General features: G+C 69.0%; 13 protein-coding genes. 7 read left to right on the top strand and 6 right to left on the bottom strand.

What is annotated here, in order from left to right; translation table 11 throughout:
• Positions 1-48 precede the first annotated feature (48 nt).
• The 4 genes from zwf (at position 49) to pgm (ending at position 6,144) form a co-directional block, all read left to right on the top strand.
• Positions 49-1,452: a glucose-6-phosphate dehydrogenase gene (gene zwf / locus AC3WP6_RS15945; RefSeq protein WP_492628599.1), complete on the top strand. Its 1,404-nt coding sequence runs from the start codon at positions 49-51 to the stop codon at positions 1,450-1,452.
• Positions 1,453-1,545: 93 nt separating this feature from the next.
• Complete coding sequence (gene tal, locus AC3WP6_RS15940; protein WP_492628598.1) at positions 1,546-2,649, top strand: transaldolase; 1,104 nt, start codon at positions 1,546-1,548, stop codon at positions 2,647-2,649.
• Entirely contained in the window at positions 2,646-4,298 is a 1,653-nt protein-coding gene (pgi, locus tag AC3WP6_RS15935; protein WP_492628597.1) for a glucose-6-phosphate isomerase, read from the top strand. Before tal ends, pgi begins: the two co-directional genes overlap by 4 nt.
• 193 nt (positions 4,299-4,491) lie before the next feature.
• The gene (pgm, locus tag AC3WP6_RS15930; protein ID WP_492628596.1) at positions 4,492-6,144 is read left to right on the top strand and encodes a phosphoglucomutase (alpha-D-glucose-1,6-bisphosphate-dependent); all 1,653 of its coding nucleotides are present in this window, start codon (positions 4,492-4,494) and stop codon (positions 6,142-6,144) included.
• Positions 6,145-6,263: 119 nt separating this feature from the next.
• Here the strand turns inward: pgm and purD are convergent, their stop codons facing one another.
• On the bottom strand, positions 6,264-7,544 hold the full coding sequence (purD, locus tag AC3WP6_RS15925; protein WP_492628595.1) for a phosphoribosylamine--glycine ligase: 1,281 nt from the start codon (positions 7,542-7,544) through the stop codon (positions 6,264-6,266).
• A 239-nt stretch (positions 7,545-7,783) separates the two neighbouring features.
• On the opposite strand from purD, the gene AC3WP6_RS15920 reads away from it, so the two are divergent.
• Positions 7,784-8,029, top strand: coding sequence for a GlsB/YeaQ/YmgE family stress response membrane protein (locus AC3WP6_RS15920; RefSeq protein ID WP_492628594.1), 246 nt, complete (start codon positions 7,784-7,786; stop codon positions 8,027-8,029).
• 35 nt (positions 8,030-8,064) lie between these two features.
• Here AC3WP6_RS15920 and AC3WP6_RS15915 read toward each other — a convergent pair whose 3' ends face one another.
• The 5 genes from AC3WP6_RS15915 to AC3WP6_RS15895 all read right to left on the bottom strand — a co-directional run bounded on the left by AC3WP6_RS15915 (position 8,065) and on the right by AC3WP6_RS15895 (position 15,109).
• A complete protein-coding gene (locus AC3WP6_RS15915; protein WP_492628593.1) occupies positions 8,065-9,435 on the bottom strand; it encodes an AMP-binding protein in 1,371 nt (456 codons plus the stop codon).
• A gap of 56 nt (positions 9,436-9,491) precedes the next feature.
• Complete coding sequence (tsaC, locus tag AC3WP6_RS15910) at positions 9,492-10,064, bottom strand: L-threonylcarbamoyladenylate synthase type 1 TsaC (RefSeq protein WP_492628592.1); 573 nt, start codon at positions 10,062-10,064, stop codon at positions 9,492-9,494.
• A 94-nt stretch (positions 10,065-10,158) separates the two neighbouring features.
• On the bottom strand, positions 10,159-12,621 hold the full coding sequence (locus AC3WP6_RS15905) for a DNA topoisomerase I (protein ID WP_492628591.1): 2,463 nt from the start codon (positions 12,619-12,621) through the stop codon (positions 10,159-10,161).
• A 150-nt stretch (positions 12,622-12,771) separates the two neighbouring features.
• A complete protein-coding gene (gene dprA, locus AC3WP6_RS15900) occupies positions 12,772-13,902 on the bottom strand; it encodes a DNA-processing protein DprA (protein WP_492628590.1) in 1,131 nt (376 codons plus the stop codon).
• A 79-nt stretch (positions 13,903-13,981) separates the two neighbouring features.
• A complete protein-coding gene (locus AC3WP6_RS15895) occupies positions 13,982-15,109 on the bottom strand; it encodes a LysM peptidoglycan-binding domain-containing protein (protein ID WP_492628589.1) in 1,128 nt (375 codons plus the stop codon).
• A 123-nt stretch (positions 15,110-15,232) separates the two neighbouring features.
• On the opposite strand from AC3WP6_RS15895, the gene def reads away from it, so the two are divergent.
• Both def and fmt read left to right on the top strand, forming a co-directional pair.
• Positions 15,233-15,742, top strand: a complete 510-nt coding sequence (def, locus tag AC3WP6_RS15890) for a peptide deformylase (protein ID WP_492628588.1) — start codon at positions 15,233-15,235, stop codon at positions 15,740-15,742.
• A complete protein-coding gene (gene fmt / locus AC3WP6_RS15885; protein ID WP_492628587.1) occupies positions 15,739-16,683 on the top strand; it encodes a methionyl-tRNA formyltransferase in 945 nt (314 codons plus the stop codon). Before def ends, fmt begins: the two co-directional genes overlap by 4 nt.
• Positions 16,684-16,834 lie beyond the last annotated feature (151 nt).

The following is a 16,834-nucleotide window of genomic DNA, read 5'->3' as shown; positions in this document are numbered from 1 at the left end:
GCGTTGCGACCTCGTCACGTACCGAATAGAAGGAGCCGTTCGCGGCCCATGAGCAAATCAGCCTCCGATGCCCTGGTGTTTTTTGGTGCCACCGGCGATCTCGCCTACAAGCAGATTTTCCCCGCCCTGCTGGCGATGGTCAGCCGCGACGGTTGCGAGCTGCCGATCATCGGTGTCGCGCACGCCGGCTGGTCGCTGGAGCAATTGCGGGCGCGTGCGCACGACAGCGTCGCAGCGGCCACCGGGAAAGCCGGCGGTACGCTGGATGAAGCCGCGTTTGCCAGGCTCGCTGCGCAACTGCGCTACATCGACGGCGATTACCGTGATGCCGACACCTTCACCCGGCTCAAGGCCGAACTGGGCACGGCGCGCGCGCCGCTGCACTACCTCGCCATTCCACCGTCGCTGTTTGCCACCGTGGTGAGCGGGCTCAAGGCCGCCGGCTGCGCCGATGGCGCGCGAGTGGTGGTGGAGAAACCGTTCGGCCGTGACCTCGCTTCGGCGCGCCGCCTGAACCAGGCGTTGCATACGGCGTTTCCCGAGTCGGCGATCTTTCGCATCGACCACTACCTGGGCAAGGAGGCGGTGCAGAACCTGTTGTACTTCCGGTTTGCCAACAGCGTGCTCGAGCCGGTGTGGAACAACCGCTACGTCGACCGCGTGCAGATCACCATGGCCGAGGCCTTCGGCGTGGAGGGCCGCGGCAGTTTCTACGATGGCGTGGGCGCAATCCGCGACGTGCTGCAAAACCACTTGCTGCAGGTGACCTCGCTCTTGGCGATGGATGCGCCGATCGGCAGCGACCCGGCCGCGCTCAACGCGGAAAAGCTGCGTCTGTTCCGCGCGATGCGCCCGCTCGGCCCGCGTGATGTGGTGCGCGGCCAGTACCGTGGGTATCGCGACGTGCCCGGCGTGGCGCCGGGCTCCAACGTGGAGACCTTCATCGGCCTGCGGCTGGCGATCGACACCTGGCGCTGGGCCGGGGTGCCGTTCCTGATCCGTGCCGGCAAGAAGCTGCCGGTGAGCGTCACCGAAGTGGTGGTGGACATGCAAACCCCGCCGCTCGCGGTGTTCGACCCGATCGACGTCACGCGCTCCAACTACTTCCGCTTCCGGCTGTCGCCGCAGGTGGTGATTGCCGAGGGCATGCGCGTGAAGCGCCCCGGCGAGGCGATGCTCGGCGCGCCGGTGGAGCTGGTGGCGCACCACCATGCCGGCAGCGAGATGACGCCGTACGAACGCCTGCTGGGTGACGCGCTGCGCGGCGACAACGCGTTGTTCACCAGCGACGAATGTGTCGAGGCCGCCTGGCGCGTGGTCGACCAGGTGCTTGGCCAGGAAGACCTCGTGCACTTCTACGAGTCAGGCAGTTGGGGCCCGCCGGAAGCCGCGGTACTGGCTGGCGCCGAAGGCTGGCACGACCCGCAGCCCGCGCCCGCCGCGCCCGGCTGAACGCTTGCGCTGCGGCAACCGCGGCTGCCCGTCGCCAGCGTAAGCTCGACGATGCCCCCACGCCATCCCCTTTTGTTTTGGAGACCCATCAGCATGAAAGCGACCCAGCAATTGCACGCAGCCGGCCAGAGCCTGTGGCTGGACAACATCACCCGCACCCTGCTCGACAACGGCACGCTCGCGCGCTACATCCGCGAGCTGTCGGTGACCGGCCTCACCTCCAACCCGAGCATCTTCGAAAAAGCGATGGCGACCGGCGACGCCTACGACGCGGCGATCCACGCCAAGTCGCTGGTGGGCATGGCTGGCGAGCCGCTGTTCATGGAGTTGGCGCTGGAAGACCTGCGCCGCGCCGCCGACCTGTTCAAGCCGGTGTTCGACGCGACCCATCAGGTGGATGGCTGGGTGTCGATGGAAGTCTCGCCGCTGCTGGCGGCGGACACCCAGGGCACGATTGCCGCCGCCGAGGCGATCCACGCGCAGGCGCAGCGGCCGAACCTGTTCGTCAAGATTCCGGGCACCCCGGAAGGCGTGCCGGCGATCGAGGAAGCGATCTTCCGTGGCATCCCCATCAACGTGACGCTGCTGTTTTCGCGCGACCAGTACCAGGCCAGCGCCGAAGCCTATTTGCGCGGCATCGAGCGGCGCCTCGCCGCCGGCAAGGATCTGCTGGTGCCGTCGGTCGCCTCGGTGTTCATCAGCCGCTGGGACGTGGCCGCCAACCCGCAGTTGCCGGTCGACCAGCACAACACGCTGGGCATCGCGGTGGCGCGCAAAACCTACTGCGCCTACCGCGAACTCCGGGCTTCGGCGCGGTTCCAGCGGCTGGCCGCGAAGGGCGCGCGCCCGCAGCGCCTGTTGTGGGCCTCGACCGGCACCAAGGACCCGAACGCCTCCGACACGCTCTATGTCGAGGCGCTGGGTGCGCCCAACACGATCAACACCATTCCCGAGAAAACCCTGCACGCCTATGGCGACCACGGTAAGCCCGGTGCCATGCTGCCAGTGGATGGCGGCGACGCCGAGGCGGTGCTGGCGAAGATCGCCAAGGCCGGCATCGACCGCGCGGCGCTGGCGACCCAGCTGCAGGTGGACGGCGCTGCCGCGTTCGTCAAGGCGTGGCGACAGATGCTCGATCGCATCGCGACCAAACAGGCCGCGCTGGACGCCAAGAGCAAGGGGCCGGTGGCACGATGATCGGCGCCGACCTCACCTTGTTGCCGGAGTGGCAGGCGCTCAAGCGGCATGCCGACCAGCTCGCGCCGCGCCACTTGCGCGAACTGTTTGCGCAGGATACGGCGCGCGGCGAACGCTTGGCGGCCACGGCCGTCGGCCTGTACTACGACTACGCCAAGCAGCGTGTCACCGATGAAACGCTCGGGCTGTTGCGCCAGCTGGCCGAGGCGCGCGGGCTCAAGGCGCGCATTGCCGCGATGTTCCGCGGCGACAAGATCAACCGCACCGAAAACCGCGCGGTGCTGCACGTGGCGCTGCGCGCGCCGCGCGAGGCGTCGATTCTGGTGGATGGCCACGACGTGGTGCCCGATGTGCACGCGGTGCTCGATCGCATGACCGCGTTTGCCGACCAGGTGCGCAGCGGCGCCTGGAAGGGCTACACCGGCGAGCGCATCCGCAACGTGGTGTCGATCGGCATCGGCGGCTCCGACCTCGGCCCGGTGATGACGTATGAAGCGCTGCGCGACTACACCCGGCGCGACATGTGCTTCCGCTTCGTCTCCAACGTGGACGGCGTCGATTTTGCCGAAGCGGTGCGCGACCTGGATGCCGCGGCCACGCTGTTCATCGTCTGCTCGAAGACCTTCACCACGCTGGAAACCCTGACCAACGCGCACGCCGCGCGCGCCTGGTGCCTCAAGGCGCTGGGCAACGAAGGCGCCGTCGCACGCCATTTCGCCGCGGTGTCCACCAATGCCGCAGAGGTCGCCAAGTTCGGCATCGACACCGCCAACATGTTCGGCTTCTGGGATTGGGTGGGCGGCCGTTACTCGATGGATTCGGCGATCGGCCTGTCCACCATGCTGGCCGTGGGTCCGCAGCATTTCCGCGACATGTTGGCCGGTTTCCACGCGATGGACGAGCACTTCGCCAGCGCACCGTTCACCACCAACCTGCCGGTGCTGATGGGCCTGATCGGGGTGTGGAACACCAATTTCCTCGGCGCCGAGACGGTGGCCGTGCTGCCTTACGAGCAATACCTCAAGCGGTTCCCGGCGTACCTGCAACAGCTCACGATGGAGTCCAACGGCAAGCACGTCACGCTCGACGGCGCCCGCGTGGATTACGCCACCGGCCCGATCTACTGGGGCGAGCCGGGCACCAACGGCCAGCACTCGTTCTACCAGCTGATCCACCAGGGCACGCGGCTGGTGCCGTGCGATTTCATCGGCTTCGGGCAAACCCTGCAGGCGGTGCCGGCGCGCGGCGGCGGCGACCAGCACGATCTGCTGATCGCCAACCTGATCGCGCAGGGCGAAGCGCTCGCGTTCGGCAAGACCACCGCGGAGGTCCGCGCCGAAGGCACGGATGCCGCGCTCGCGCCGCACCGCACGTTCACCGGCAACCGGCCGAGCAGCACCATTCTCGCCGCGCGCCTCACGCCGTTCGCGCTGGGCTCCCTGATCGCCCTCTACGAGCACAGCGTGTTCGTGCAAGGCGTCATCTGGGGCATCGACTCGTTCGACCAGTGGGGGGTGGAGCTGGGCAAGCAACTGGCGAAAAAAACCATTGCCGAACTCACCGCCCCGGCAGTGCCCGAGCTGCACCACGACAGCTCCACCAACGCGCTGATCCGTCGCTACCGCGCGCTGCGCGACGGCACGCACTGAAGGAAGCGCCCTGCTTGCGTGAGAGCATGCCCGCTGGCGCGGGCATGCTCGATGTTGCGACCTTGCCCACGGATAGCGCCTCGCCGCAGGCCGCTTTTCCGAATCTCGAATCTCCCATCCCTACTCCCGGCCCCACCAACCGCGCGATCATGGCGACCTGCACCCTCCCCATCGTTATCCCAGGAGTCGCTCCATGAGTCAGGAGATCAGCCCGCTGGCCGGCAAACCGGCGCCGGCTTCGATCCTTGTCGACCTCGACAAGCTGCTTGCCGCCTATGCCGAGCTGCGACCCGACCCCGGCGTGGCGGCGCAGCGCGTGGCGTTCGGCACCTCGGGCCACCGCGGCTCCTCGCTGGCGCACAGCTTTAATGCGTGGCACATCCTCGCTATCAGCCAGGCGATCTGCGACTACCGCCGGCGCGAGGGCATCGACGGGCCGCTGTTCATCGGCGCGGATACCCACGCGCTGTCGCAGCCGGCGCTGGAGACCGCGCTCGAAGTGCTGGTGGCGAACGGGGTGGAAACCCTGATTTCCGCCGACGGCGAGTTCACTCCGACGCCGGCGGTGTCGCATGCCATCCTGGTCTACAACCAGGGCCGCAGCGCGGGCCTGGCCGACGGCATCGTCATCACCCCCTCGCACAACCCGCCGGACAACGGCGGCTTCAAGTACAACCCGCCGAACGGCGGCCCGGCCGATACCAGCATCACCCAGTGGGTGCAGGATCGCGCCAACGCGCTGCTGGAAGGCGGCCTGAAGGAAGTGCGCCGCGTGGCGTATGCGCAGGCGCGCAAATCGCCGCTGGTGCATGCGCACGATTTTCTCGGCAGCTACGTCGGCGACCTCGCCAACATCGTGGATTTCGACGTGATCCGCGCCGCCGGGCTGCGCCTTGGCGTCGATCCGCTGGGCGGTGCCGGGGTGCATTACTGGGGTGCGATCGCCGAGCGCTACCAGCTGCCGCTGGAGGTGGTGAGCGAGGTGGTCGACCCCCAATTTGCATTCATGAGCGTGGACTGGGACGGCAAGATCCGCATGGATCCTTCCTCGCGCTACGCGATGGCGCGCCTGATCGGGCTCAAGGACAAGTACGACGTCGCCTTCGCCGCCGACACCGACCACGACCGCCACGGCATCGTCGCGCGCTCGGTCGGCCTGCTGCCCGCCAACCATTACCTCACCGTGCTGGTGGAGTACCTGTTCCGCCACCGCCCGCGCTGGGGCGGGGCTGCGGCGGTGGGCAAGACCGTGGTCAGCACCGCGTTGATCGACCGCGTGGCCAAACGCCTCGGCCGCCCGCTGTACGAGGTGCCGGTCGGTTTCAAGTGGTTCGCGCCGGGCCTGTACGCCGGCTCGCTCGGTTTCGGCTGCGAGGAAAGTGCCGGCGCCTCCACCCTGCGCTTCGATGGCGGCGCGTGGTCCACCGACAAGGACGGCCTGGTGCCCGGCCTGCTCGCGGCGGAAATGACCGCGCGCGAAGGGCGCGATCCGGGCGAGCTCTACGCGCGCATCGCCGCCGAGCTGGGCACGCCGTACAGCAGCCGCGTCGATGCTGCCGCCACGTCGGCGCAAAAGGCCAAGCTCAAGGCGCTGTCGCCGGCGCAAATCACCGCCAAGGAGCTCGCCGGCGAGCCGATCGTGCAGGTGCTCGACAAGGCCCCCGCCAACGGCGCGGCGATCGGCGGCATCAAGGTCGTCACCGCCAACGGCTGGTTCGCAGCGCGGCCCTCCGGCACCGAGTCGATCTACAAGATCTACGCCGAAAGCTTCCAGGACGAAGCCCACCTCCAGCGCCTGCTGGAAGAGGCGCAGGGCGTGGTGGACGGTGCGCTGGCCGGCGCGTGATTTCGCGTGGCGTCGCGTGTCGGGCTGAAGCCCGACCCACCGGATCGCTGCTTCCTCGTGGGTCGGGATTCATCCCGACCGGCTATTGACGATACCGGTTCAGCGGCTTTCACCCGGCATCAGCGCCGCAGCGCGCGGTGCGCGATGTCGCGCCGGCAAAAGCCGCCGGCGAAACGGATTTTCGCCACCGCGGCATAGGCCTTTTCGCGCGCGGCGGCGATGTCCGCGCCCAGTGCACACACGGTGAGCACGCGGCCACCGGCGGTCACCGCGTGGCCATCGGCATCCAGCCGGGTGCCGGCATGGAACACCTTGACGTCCGCGCCCAGCTCGGCGTCCAGCCCGTCGATGCGCTTGCCGGACGCGACCTTGCCGGGGTAGCCACCGGAGGCCAGCACCACGCCGATCGCGGGGCGCGCATCCCATTGCGCGCGGGTGGTGGCGAGCCTGCCGTCCAGCGCGGCCTCGATCAGCTCGACCAGGTCGGTTTTCAGGCGCAACAGGATCGGCTGCGTCTCCGGGTCGCCCAGGCGCACGTTGAACTCGATCACTTTCGGGTTGCCGGCCGGGTCGATCATCAGCCCGGCGTAGAGGAACCCGATGAACGGCGCGCCTTCCGCGGCCATGCCGTGCAGGGTGGGCTCGATCACCTCTTTCAGGATGCGCTGCTCCACTTCCGGCGTGACCACCGGCGCCGGCGAATACGCGCCCATGCCGCCGGTGTTCGGGCCGAGGTCGCCATCGTCGCGGCGCTTGTGGTCCTGGCTCGACGCCATCGGCAAGGCGTGCTGGCCGTCGCTCATCACGATGTAGCTGGCTTCCTCGCCTTCGAGATACTCCTCGATCACCACCCGTGCCGAGGCGTTGCCGAACGCGTGCGCGCCCAGCATGTCGTGCAGCGCCTGCTCGGCGTCGCCCTGGGTCAGCGCCACCACCACGCCCTTGCCGGCGGCGAGGCCATCGGCCTTGATGACGATCGGCGCGCTGTGCGTGCGCAGGTAGGCCAGCGCCGGTGCCAGCTCGGTGAACACCGCATAGCGCGCGGTGGGAATGTTGTGGCGGTGCAAAAAGTCTTTGGTGAACGCCTTGGAGCCTTCCAGCTGCGCTGCGACCGCGCGCGGGCCGTAGATGCGCAGGCCGGCATCGCGAAAGCGATCCACCACGCCAGCCACCAGCGGCACTTCGGGGCCGACCACGGTCAGCGCGACCTTCTCCGCCTTGGCCAGCGCCAGCAGGCCATCCAGATCGTTGGCCGCGACCTCCGCGTTGCGCACCCCGCGCTCACGCGCCGTGCCGGCATTGCCCGGCGCCACGATCACTTCGTCCACCCGCGGCGAGCGCTTGAGCTTCCACGCCAGCGCGTGCTCGCGCGCGCCGTTGCCGATGACGAGGACTTTCATGCGGGTGCTCCGTGGGGCGCTGACAGGCGGGGATGGCCGGCTATTGTAGCGGGCTGGCCCGGATGGCCCGGATGGCGCGCCGGTGCCCCGCCCTTGCGTGGCCGCTGCCGTGGCGCTGCGACGAGCCGTGGGCACATACTGCGTCGCGCGCCCGCACTCCGGCGGCACCGCGCCGACAAAGTCGGCGCCGCGGCACGGCGTGGCGACGCAGCTCGTTCACTTCCGGCAAGGGGAACATCATGGGTTTCATTGCGTGGATCGTGGTTGGCGCCGTTGCAGGCTGGCTGGCCGGCGTGCTGGTCAAGGGCGGCGGTTTCGGCTTGCTCGCGGACATCGGCGTGGGCATCGTCGGCGCGTTCATCGGCGGCTGGCTGTTCGGCCTGCTCGGCATTCACCTGGGCAATGGCTGGATCGGATCGCTGGTCACCGCCGTCATCGGCGCCGTGGTGTTGTTGTTCGTGGTCCGCCTGATCAAGCGCGCCTGATACGCCGGTCGGGCCGGAGGCCAGGCCGCGCTGGTTCAGCCCAGCAATGCCAAGAGCGCGGCCCGCGGCAGCTTGCCGGTTTCGTTGCGCGGCAGGGCCGCTACCCGGCGCAGCGGGCGCGGCAGGAAAACCGGGTCGATCGCATCGCGCAGGGCGGCGAGGATGGCGGCTTCGTCCAGCGTCGGGGCGACCACGAGTGCCGCGACGCGATGCACGCCGGCGGCGTCCGCGGTGTCCAGTTGCAGCAGCGCGGCGTCGACCACGCCGGGGATGGCAAGCAGGCGGCGGGTGAGGTCGCCGAGCGAGGCGCGCTTGCCGGCGATTTCCAGCAGATCCGCCTGGCGGCCGCGCAGGCGGAAGCGCTGCGCGGCGGCGTCGACTTCCATCAGATCGGCGAGTACCACCGGCGCATCCAGCTGCGGTGCAGTCACTTCGGTGCCGTCCGGGCGCGGATGCAGGCGCACGCCGGGATACAGCGCCCAGTCGCTTTCGACCGTGAGCCGGCGGCTGGCAATGGCGCAGGTTTCGGTGGAGCCGAACACCTCCAGCACGGGCGCAGCAAAGGCTTGTTCGGCCGCGTGCGCGAGGTCGGGCGGCATCGGTGCGGTCGCCGACAACAGCGCGGCCAGCGGCGGCAGCGGCAGGCCCGCGGCCACCAGCGTGCGCAGATGCACGGGGGTGATGACCAGCACGCGCGGCGCCGGGATCGCGGCGAGCGCGGCGGCGACATCGGCCGGAAAAAACGGGCGCCCGGCGTGCACCGCCACGTTGCCGAACAGCGGCAGCAGCACGCTCGTCTCGATGCCGTAGATGTGCTGTGGCGGCACCGTGGCGACCACGTTGAATCGCGTACCGGCGACCCGGTCAAGCATGGCGCGCGTACCGCGGCTGGCGGCATGCAGCGCGCCCCAGCATTTGGCATTGGCGCGCGGGGTGCCGGTGGAACCCGAGGTGTAGGCCACCAGCGCGAGCTGGTCAGCCGGGATCATGGGTACCTGGGTGGCGTTGGCCGTGTCGGTCAGCGGCGGCAGGCGGTGGTAGCCGGGAGGCGCCGGGGCGAGGTCGCCTTCGCCCAAGGCGTAGCAGCCGGGGTGCGCCGCCATTACTTCGGCCACCATGTGCGGCGCGCGCGACGGCGGCAGGAGGTTGACCTGCCCGCGCACGATCAGCGCACAGAACGCCACGAGGAAGGCGTAGCGGTCGGTGCACAGGTTGACCGCCGCGGGTGCGGCCGGCAGTGTCGCGGCCACCTGTTCGACGTGGGTCAGGAAGGTGCCGGCGCTGACGGCGTGGCCGTGGTGCCAGGCCAGCGTGCGCTGCAGGTGGTCCGCGTGCAGCAGCGGCAGCAGGGCGGCGTCCGCCCGCAACGGGCTGACGGCGCAGATTTCGGGATGCACGACAGACATGACCCGGCGCAGGGTACCTGTTTTCAGCCGCGGCCGGCGAGCGCTGCGGCACGCCCTCACGCGCGTATTACGGTGCCAGTCAGCGCGTCGCGGATGGTGGTGGGACGGTCGAGCCCACCCAATGGCGCGTCGAGCACGCCGTCGAGCGCATCGCCGAAATACGTGCGCACGGTCTGCGCGCTCATCGCCGGCGCGGCGCCGTGCGGGTTGGCGCTGGTCGACACCAGTGCGCCACCGTAAGCGCGGCACAGCGCGGCGGCCGGTGCGTGTGCGGTCACCCGCAGCGCAATGCCGGGATGCGCGCCGGCAACCCAGTCCGGCACCGCGGCGGTGCGCGGGAAGATCCAGGTATGCGGGCCGGGCCAGCTCGCCCTGACCTGCGCCAGCACCGCCGTTGGCACCTTGGCAAGGTCGATGTAGCGCTCGACCTGGGCAAAGTCGGCGGCAATCAGCAGCACGCCCTGGGTGGCCGGGCGCTGCTTGAGCGCGAAGATCTGCTCGAACGCACGCTGGTCGTGGGGGTTGCAGCCGAGGCCGTAGACGCCTTCGGTGGGGTAGGCGAGCACGTGGCCGTCGCGCAGCAGCGCGGCGGCGGCGGTCAGCGTGTCGAGGGTGAAGGTTTGCAGCATCGGTCAGGGCTCTGCGAGCGCCGGTCTGTGGTGGGTCGGGCTGCGGCCCGACAAGGAGGTGCGAGTCGGGTTGAAGCCCGACCCACCGGGGAGATTACGTGGTGGTTTTTTTTGTGGCGGCTTTTTTCACCGCCGTCTTTCGGGCCGCGGTCTTTTTCGCCGGCGCCTTTTTTGCGGCGGTCTTCTTCACCGCAGCTTTCTTCGCGGCCGGTGCCTTGGCCGCGGTTTTCTTGGCAGCGGCTTTGCCAAACCGGGCCTTTTTCACCGGCGCGGCGGCGAGCAGTTCCTGGCACTGCGCGAGCGTCAGCGCCTTGGGCTCGGTGCCCTTCGGGATGCGGGCGTTTTTTTCGCCGTCGGTGATGTACGCGCCGTAGCGGCCGTTCAGCACCTGCACACCATTGCCGAAATCGGTGATGACGCGGTTGGCCAGCATTTCCAGCTTGTCGGCCACCAGTTGCAGCGCGCGCGGCAGCTCGATGGTGTAGGGGTCGTCCTCGGGCTTGAGCGAGGCGTAGGTGGCGCCCTGTTTCACGAACGGCCCGAAACGGCCGACGCCGACGCTCACCTCGTCGCCGTTGGGCGCGGCGCCAAGCTTGCGCGGCAGGCGGAAGAGCTGCAACGCTTCTTCCAGCGTGATCGAGTGCATGCTCTGGCCTGGCCGCAGCGAGGCGAACTGCAGTTTTTCGTCCGAGTCCTTGTCGCCGATGGCGGCATACGGCCCGAAACGCCCCAGCCGCACGAATACTGGCTTGCCGCTCTTGGAGTCGGTGCCGAGCACGCGGGCGCCGGTGGCTTCGCTGCGGTCGACGGTTTCGGTCTTTTCGTCCACCTGCTGCTTGAACGGCTTCCAGAACCGCTGCATCAGCGGCACCCAGGCCTCTTCGCCACGGCTCACGGCATCCAGGTCGTCTTCCAGCTTGGCGGTGAAGTCGTAATCCACGTAGCGGGTGAAGTGCACGGTGAGGAACTTGCTCACCGCGCGGCCGACGTCGGTCGGCTTGAAGCGGCGGGCATCGAGGTAGACGTATTCGCGGTGCAGCAGTACCTGGATGATGCTGGCGTAGGTCGACGGCCGGCCGATGCCGTATTCCTCCATCGTCTTCACCAGGCTGGCTTCGGAGTAGCGCGGCGGCGGCTCGGTGAAGTGCTGGTCGGCAGCGATCGCCTTGAGCGGCACCTCCTCGCCCTTTTCGAGGCGCGGCAAGCGGCGGTTTTCGTCGTCGTCCTCGGCGTTCTTCTGGTCGCGGCCCTCCTCGTACACGGCAAGAAAGCCCGGGTCGACCACGGTGGTGCCGGTGGCGCGGAAGCTGGCCGGGCCGCCGGCAGCATGCGGCAGCTCGAAGTCCACCGCCACGGTGTTGAGCGTGGCGTGGATCATCTGGCAGGCCACCGCGCGCTTCCAGATCAGGGTGTAGAGCTTGCGCTGCTCCTCGGTGAGGAAGCCGGCAATCGACTGCGGCGTGCGCATCGCGGAGGTGGGCCGGATCGCCTCGTGCGCCTCCTGCGCGTTCTTGGATTTCACCTTGTAGAACTGCGGCGCGTCCGGCAGCGCCTTGGCGCCGTAATCGCGCGCGATCAGCGCGCGCAGCTCGGCCACCGCCTCGCCGGCGAGCGCCACCGAGTCGGTACGCATGTAGCTGATGAGGCCGACGTTGCCCTCGCCGCCGAGCGCCACGCCTTCGTACAAGCCTTGCGCCACCTTCATCGTGCGGCTGGTGGTGAAGCCGAGCTTGCGCGCGGCCTCCTGCTGCAGCGTGGAGGTGGTGAACGGCGGTGCCGGGCGACGCTTGCGTTCCTTGCTGCCCACCTCGCTGACTGTCAGGTGGCCGTGCGCGGCCTCCGAGAGCTCGGCGCGCGCGGCGCTGGCGCCGGCCTCGTCGGTCAGGTCGAACTGCTCGAATTTCTTGCCGTGGAGCTTGGTGAGCTTGGCGCTGAACTCGCTGTCGGCGTGGCGCAGATGAGCCTCGACCGTCCAGTATTCGCGCGCCTTGAACGCTTCGATTTCGTCCTCGCGCTCGACGATCATGCGCAGCGCCGGGCTTTGCACGCGGCCGGCGGACAGCCCGCGCTGCACCTTGCGCCAGAGCACCGGCGAGAGGTTGAAGCCGACCAGGTAATCCAGCGCGCGACGTGCCTGCTGGGCGTTCACCAGGTCGTAGGAGAGCCCGCGCGGGTGCGCCACCGCGGCCTGGATCGCCTTGGGCGTGATCTCGGAAAACACCACGCGGTGCATCTGCTTGCCCTCGGTCAGCCCGCGGGCCTTGAGGATTTCGCTGATGTGCCAGCTGATCGCCTCGCCTTCGCGATCCAAGTCGGTGGCGAGGTAGATGTCGTCGGCGACTTTCGCGGCCTTGAGGATGGCGTCGACGTGTTTCTCGTTGCGTTCGATCAGCTCGTACTGCATGGCAAAGTCATGCTCGGTGTCGACCGCGCCCTCCTTGGGCTTCAGGTCGCGCACGTGACCGTAGGAGGCGAGGACCTGGAAGTCCTTGCCGAGGTATTTGTTGATGGTCTTCGCCTTGGCGGGCGATTCAACGATGAGCAGGTTCTTGGCCATGAATCTCTGATGTTGGGTATGGCGGTTGGATGTCGCAGTGCGGCAAGCCTATCTCTTTAGTGAGACTTGATCCGGCAACCGCTGTCAAGCCGGAGCGTGTGAAAAGCCGATGGCGAAGGCACGGGTGGCCCACCCTTGCCGGTGCTCGCGTCAACCGGCAAGGTATTGGTATTGGTTGCCCGGCAGGCTGGCGGTGACGCCTTCGAGCTCCAGCATCAGGAGCATCGAGGACACCGCGCTGGCGGCCAGGCCGCTGCGTGCTACCAACTGGTCGAGCGTGGCCGGGTCGTGGCCGAGCGCGGCCAGCAGTCGCACGTAGTCGGGGTCGCCTTGCCAGCTGGTTGCCGCGGCGGCAACCGGCGTTTCCGCGGCGCCCAGCCGGGCGGCCAGCTCCACACCGAGCGCGCGTGCGGCTGGCACCAGTGCCTCGATCACCTCGGCGGGCTCTTCCACCAGCCGCGCGCCGTCACGGATCAGGCGGTGGCAGCCGCGGGCGAGCGGGTTGTTGATGGACCCGGGCAGCGCAAACACCTCGCGACCCTGTTCGCCAGCCAGCCGCGCAGTGATGAGCGAGCCGGACTTGAGCCCGGCCTCGACCACCAGCGTGCCCAGCGCCAGCCCGGCGATCAGCCGGTTGCGGCGCGGAAAGTGGTCGGCGCGGGCCGGCGTGCCGGGCGGAAACTCGCTGACCAGCGCGCCGTGTCCGGCAATCCGCCGCGCCAGTTCGAGGTGCTTGTGCGGGTAGACCCGATCCGGCCCGGTGCCCACCACGGCGACGGTCGGCGCGTCGGCGTCCAGCGTCGCCATATGGGCCGCGCCGTCGATACCGTCGGCCATGCCGCTGGTGACGACAAACCCGGCGTGTGCCAGGGCGCGGGCAAACCGGCGCGCGTGGTCGAGCCCGGCCGGGCTGGCGCTGCGGGCGCCGACAATGGCTACCTGCGGACGCAGCAGCACGGCCGCGTCGCCGGCCACGAACAGGGCCGCCGGCGGTTGCGGGATGGCTTCCAGCAGCGGCGGGAAATCCGCCTCGGTGCAGCGCAGCAGGCGATGGCCGGGGTGCGCGAGCCAGGCGAGATCGGCGGTGAGGCGCGCGGCGTCCGGCGCGTCCAGCCACGCGGCCGCGCCGGGGTCGAGCGCGGCCGCGTGCCGGCGCAGCTCGGCCAGCGCACGCTGGATATCCTGCCCGTTCGCGGCCAGCGCCTCGCGCAGGCCGCCCGGCCCAAGGCCCGGGGTGCGCAGCGCAGTGAGCCACGCGCGCAGTTCGTCAGTGTCGTCCATGCGGCGAGTGTACGGACGAAGACGGCGCGGGGTGAGCCGCGCCGTCGTGTGGGCATCGCCTTACGCGAAGCTGGTCGGGTCAGAGCGGCAGCTTGATCTTGTCGCCCTTCTTCACCGGGCGCAGGCCGTCCATCACCAGGCCATAGCTCACGTTGTCGAAGGTGCGGAACACCATGACGTGGGCCACGTACTCGTCCGGCAGAGTGACGCGCTTGCCGACGCTGCGGTTCCAGCTGTTGCTGGCAACGTCGTCGTGGATGTTGTCGCCGGGGTGCCAGACCGAGAACGTCGTGCCGTTGTCGATCCCGTCCTTCGCGCCGACCGACAGCACGACGATCTGGTGCGGGCCCACCGCGTCCATCGCGTCGGTAAACGCGATCACGCGGCCATCCTTCGGGTCGCTGGCGGCGGCGTGCGGGTAGAAATACGGGTCATACGGGTTGTCGCCGACCGGCATGAGGCGGTCGCCGCTGCGGATCTCGGCGGTGGACTCGGTTACCAGCAGCGTGGCCGGATCACCGGAATGCAGCACCTGCGCGGTGCCGATCACCCGGACCTCGACGCCCAGATCCTTGCCGCGGCGATAGTGGCCCGAGCCGTTGTCGAAATCCTCCTCCCACGGCGACTTCACCATCGCCGCGTTGGCCCACAGCTCATCGGCAAATACCGCGCTGCCCTTGTCGTCGTTGTCGTAGCCGCGGAACATGTGCTCCGGTCGCACGATCGCCCAGCGCTCGCCCGGCTCGCTCTTGAGCCCGCGCACGTAGATGTTCTGGCCGGAGGTGACGCGCAGCTGGTTTTCCTCGACGCCCACCACGTACGGCGCCTCCTTGACCGCGCTGGAGTTCACCACACGCAGGTCTTTCAGGAACGTCTTGAGCGCATCCAGCGGAATCGCCGGCACCGCCTCGCCTTCGCGGTGCACGCTCGGCTTCAGGGTCAGCGCCGGGCGGCCGCTGATGAACGCCAGGTTGAGCACGTCGCCGGGGTAGATGAGGTGCGGGTTGCGGATCTGCGGGTTGGCCTGCCAGATTTCCGGCCACAACCACGGCTTCATCAGGAATTTCGCCGAGATGCCCCACAGCGTGTCGCCGCGGTGCACGGTGTAGGAGTCGGGATGGCTGTTGCGCAGCTGCGCTGCGCCAGCGGCAAACACGGTGAGCGCAACCAGACTGCCGGCCAGTACCGCCAAGGCTTTTTTCAACATGGGTGGGAACCCCTTTTCCCGCGACAGCCGCGAGTGTAGCCGAAGCGTTAAGCCGCGCAATCGGCAACGGTTCGCAAAATCCAAGGCATTTGGCCGCGGCACCGGCGTATTACAATGTGCAGCATGTCGACGTTGAACATCATCGAGTTTCCCGATCCCCGCCTGCGCATGAAAGCGGCGCCGGTCACCGTGTTCGACGCCAAACTCAAGCAATTCGTCGCCGACATGCTGGAGACGATGTACGCCGCCAACGGTGTCGGCTTGGCTGCCACCCAGGTGGCGGTGCAGCAGCGCGTGCTGGTGATCGACATGAGCGACGAGCGCGACCAGCCGCTGGTGCTGATCAACGCCGAGCTGGTCGAAAGGGGCGGCACGCAGGTGTACCAGGAAGGCTGCCTGTCGTTCCCCGGCATCTATGCCGATGTCACCCGCGCGCTGGACGTCAAAGTCAAGGCGCACGACGTCGACGGCAAGGAGTTCGTCTACGCTGCCGAAGGCCCGCTGGCGGTCGCCGTGCAGCACGAGATGGATCACCTGGACGGCAAGGTGTTCGTCGATTACCTCTCCCCGCTCAAGCGCTCGCTGCTGCTGAAGCGGCTGGAGAAGCACCGCAAGCAGGCGGCCAGCGCTTGAGCGTTGCGTCGCTGCGGGTCGTTTTTGCCGGCACGCCTGATTTTTCGGTCCCCTGCCTCGAAGCCTGCCGCGCCAGCGGCGCCGAGGTGGTGGCGGTCTACACCCAACCCGATCGCCCGTCCGGCCGCGGCCGCAAGCTTGCGGCCAGCCCGGTCAAGCAGGCGGCGCTCGCGGCCGGCATCGCGGTGGAGCAGCCCGAGTCGTTGAAGGGTGCCGAAGCCCAGGCGAGACTTGCGGCTTACGCACCCGACCTCATGGTGGTGGTCGCCTACGGGTTGATCCTGCCGCGCGCGGTGCTGGCCGTTCCGCCGCTTGGCTGCTGGAACGTGCACGCGAGCCTTTTGCCGCGCTGGCGCGGCGCCGCGCCGATCCAGCGCGCCATCCTCGCCGGTGACGCTGAAACCGGGGTTGCCCTGATGCAAATGGAGGCCGGCTTGGACACCGGTCCGGTGCTCGCCGAACGGCGCACGCCGATCGCCCGCGACGACACCGGCGGCAGCCTGCACGATCGCCTCGCCGCGCTGGGTGCCGAACTTTTGGGTGCAGGCTTGGCGCGCGCGCTGGCTGGCGAGACGCTGCAGGCGACACCGCAGGCTGTGGCCGGCGCCGCCTATGCGCACAAGCTCGACAAGGCCGAGGCACATCTGGACTTCACCCGCCCGGCGATTGAGCTGGAACGCCAGGTGCGCGCGTTCGACCCCTGGCCCGGCAACGATGCCGAGATCGCCGGCGAGCGTGTGCGGGTGTGGGCGGCACAGGCACTCGACGCCTCCCACGCCGGCGCACCCGGCAGCGTGCTTGCCGCCGGCCGCGATGGCATCGATCTCGCCTGCGGCAGCGGCGTACTGCGCATCACCACCCTCCAACGCCCCGGCGGCCGCCGCATCACCGCCGCCGATTACCTGAACGCCCGGCCGGAGCTGCGCCGGCATGCGCCGTGAGGTGGGTTGGCTTCGGCGCGTTTAGTCCCGGTCCTTCGCGGGCTGGGTTGCCGCGGTTGTGGTATGCGCGGCATCAGGGCGGTTTGGCGTGGCACCAGCGCGACGCGCGGCATCAGAGCGGTGTCGTGCGCCCTGCGGGCGCGCGAGCTAC

The sequence above is a fragment of the Rhodanobacter sp. FW106-HT46G03 genome (genome assembly GCF_058789895.1).
This window is presented reverse-complemented; position numbering and strand designations above follow the sequence as displayed.

Coding starts and splice junctions, on each gene's coding strand:
- zwf (WP_492628599.1), top strand. CDS start 49: ATGAGCAAATCAGCCTCCGATGCCCTGGTGTTTTTTGGTGCCACCGGC.
- tal (WP_492628598.1), top strand. CDS start 1,546: ATGAAAGCGACCCAGCAATTGCACGCAGCCGGCCAGAGCCTGTGGCTG.
- pgi (WP_492628597.1), top strand. CDS start 2,646: ATGATCGGCGCCGACCTCACCTTGTTGCCGGAGTGGCAGGCGCTCAAG.
- pgm (WP_492628596.1), top strand. CDS start 4,492: ATGAGTCAGGAGATCAGCCCGCTGGCCGGCAAACCGGCGCCGGCTTCG.
- purD (WP_492628595.1), bottom strand. CDS start 7,544: ATGAAAGTCCTCGTCATCGGCAACGGCGCGCGCGAGCACGCGCTGGCG.
- AC3WP6_RS15920 (WP_492628594.1), top strand. CDS start 7,784: ATGGGTTTCATTGCGTGGATCGTGGTTGGCGCCGTTGCAGGCTGGCTG.
- AC3WP6_RS15915 (WP_492628593.1), bottom strand. CDS start 9,435: ATGTCTGTCGTGCATCCCGAAATCTGCGCCGTCAGCCCGTTGCGGGCG.
- tsaC (WP_492628592.1), bottom strand. CDS start 10,064: ATGCTGCAAACCTTCACCCTCGACACGCTGACCGCCGCCGCCGCGCTG.
- AC3WP6_RS15905 (WP_492628591.1), bottom strand. CDS start 12,621: ATGGCCAAGAACCTGCTCATCGTTGAATCGCCCGCCAAGGCGAAGACC.
- dprA (WP_492628590.1), bottom strand. CDS start 13,902: ATGGACGACACTGACGAACTGCGCGCGTGGCTCACTGCGCTGCGCACC.
- AC3WP6_RS15895 (WP_492628589.1), bottom strand. CDS start 15,109: ATGTTGAAAAAAGCCTTGGCGGTACTGGCCGGCAGTCTGGTTGCGCTC.
- def (WP_492628588.1), top strand. CDS start 15,233: ATGTCGACGTTGAACATCATCGAGTTTCCCGATCCCCGCCTGCGCATG.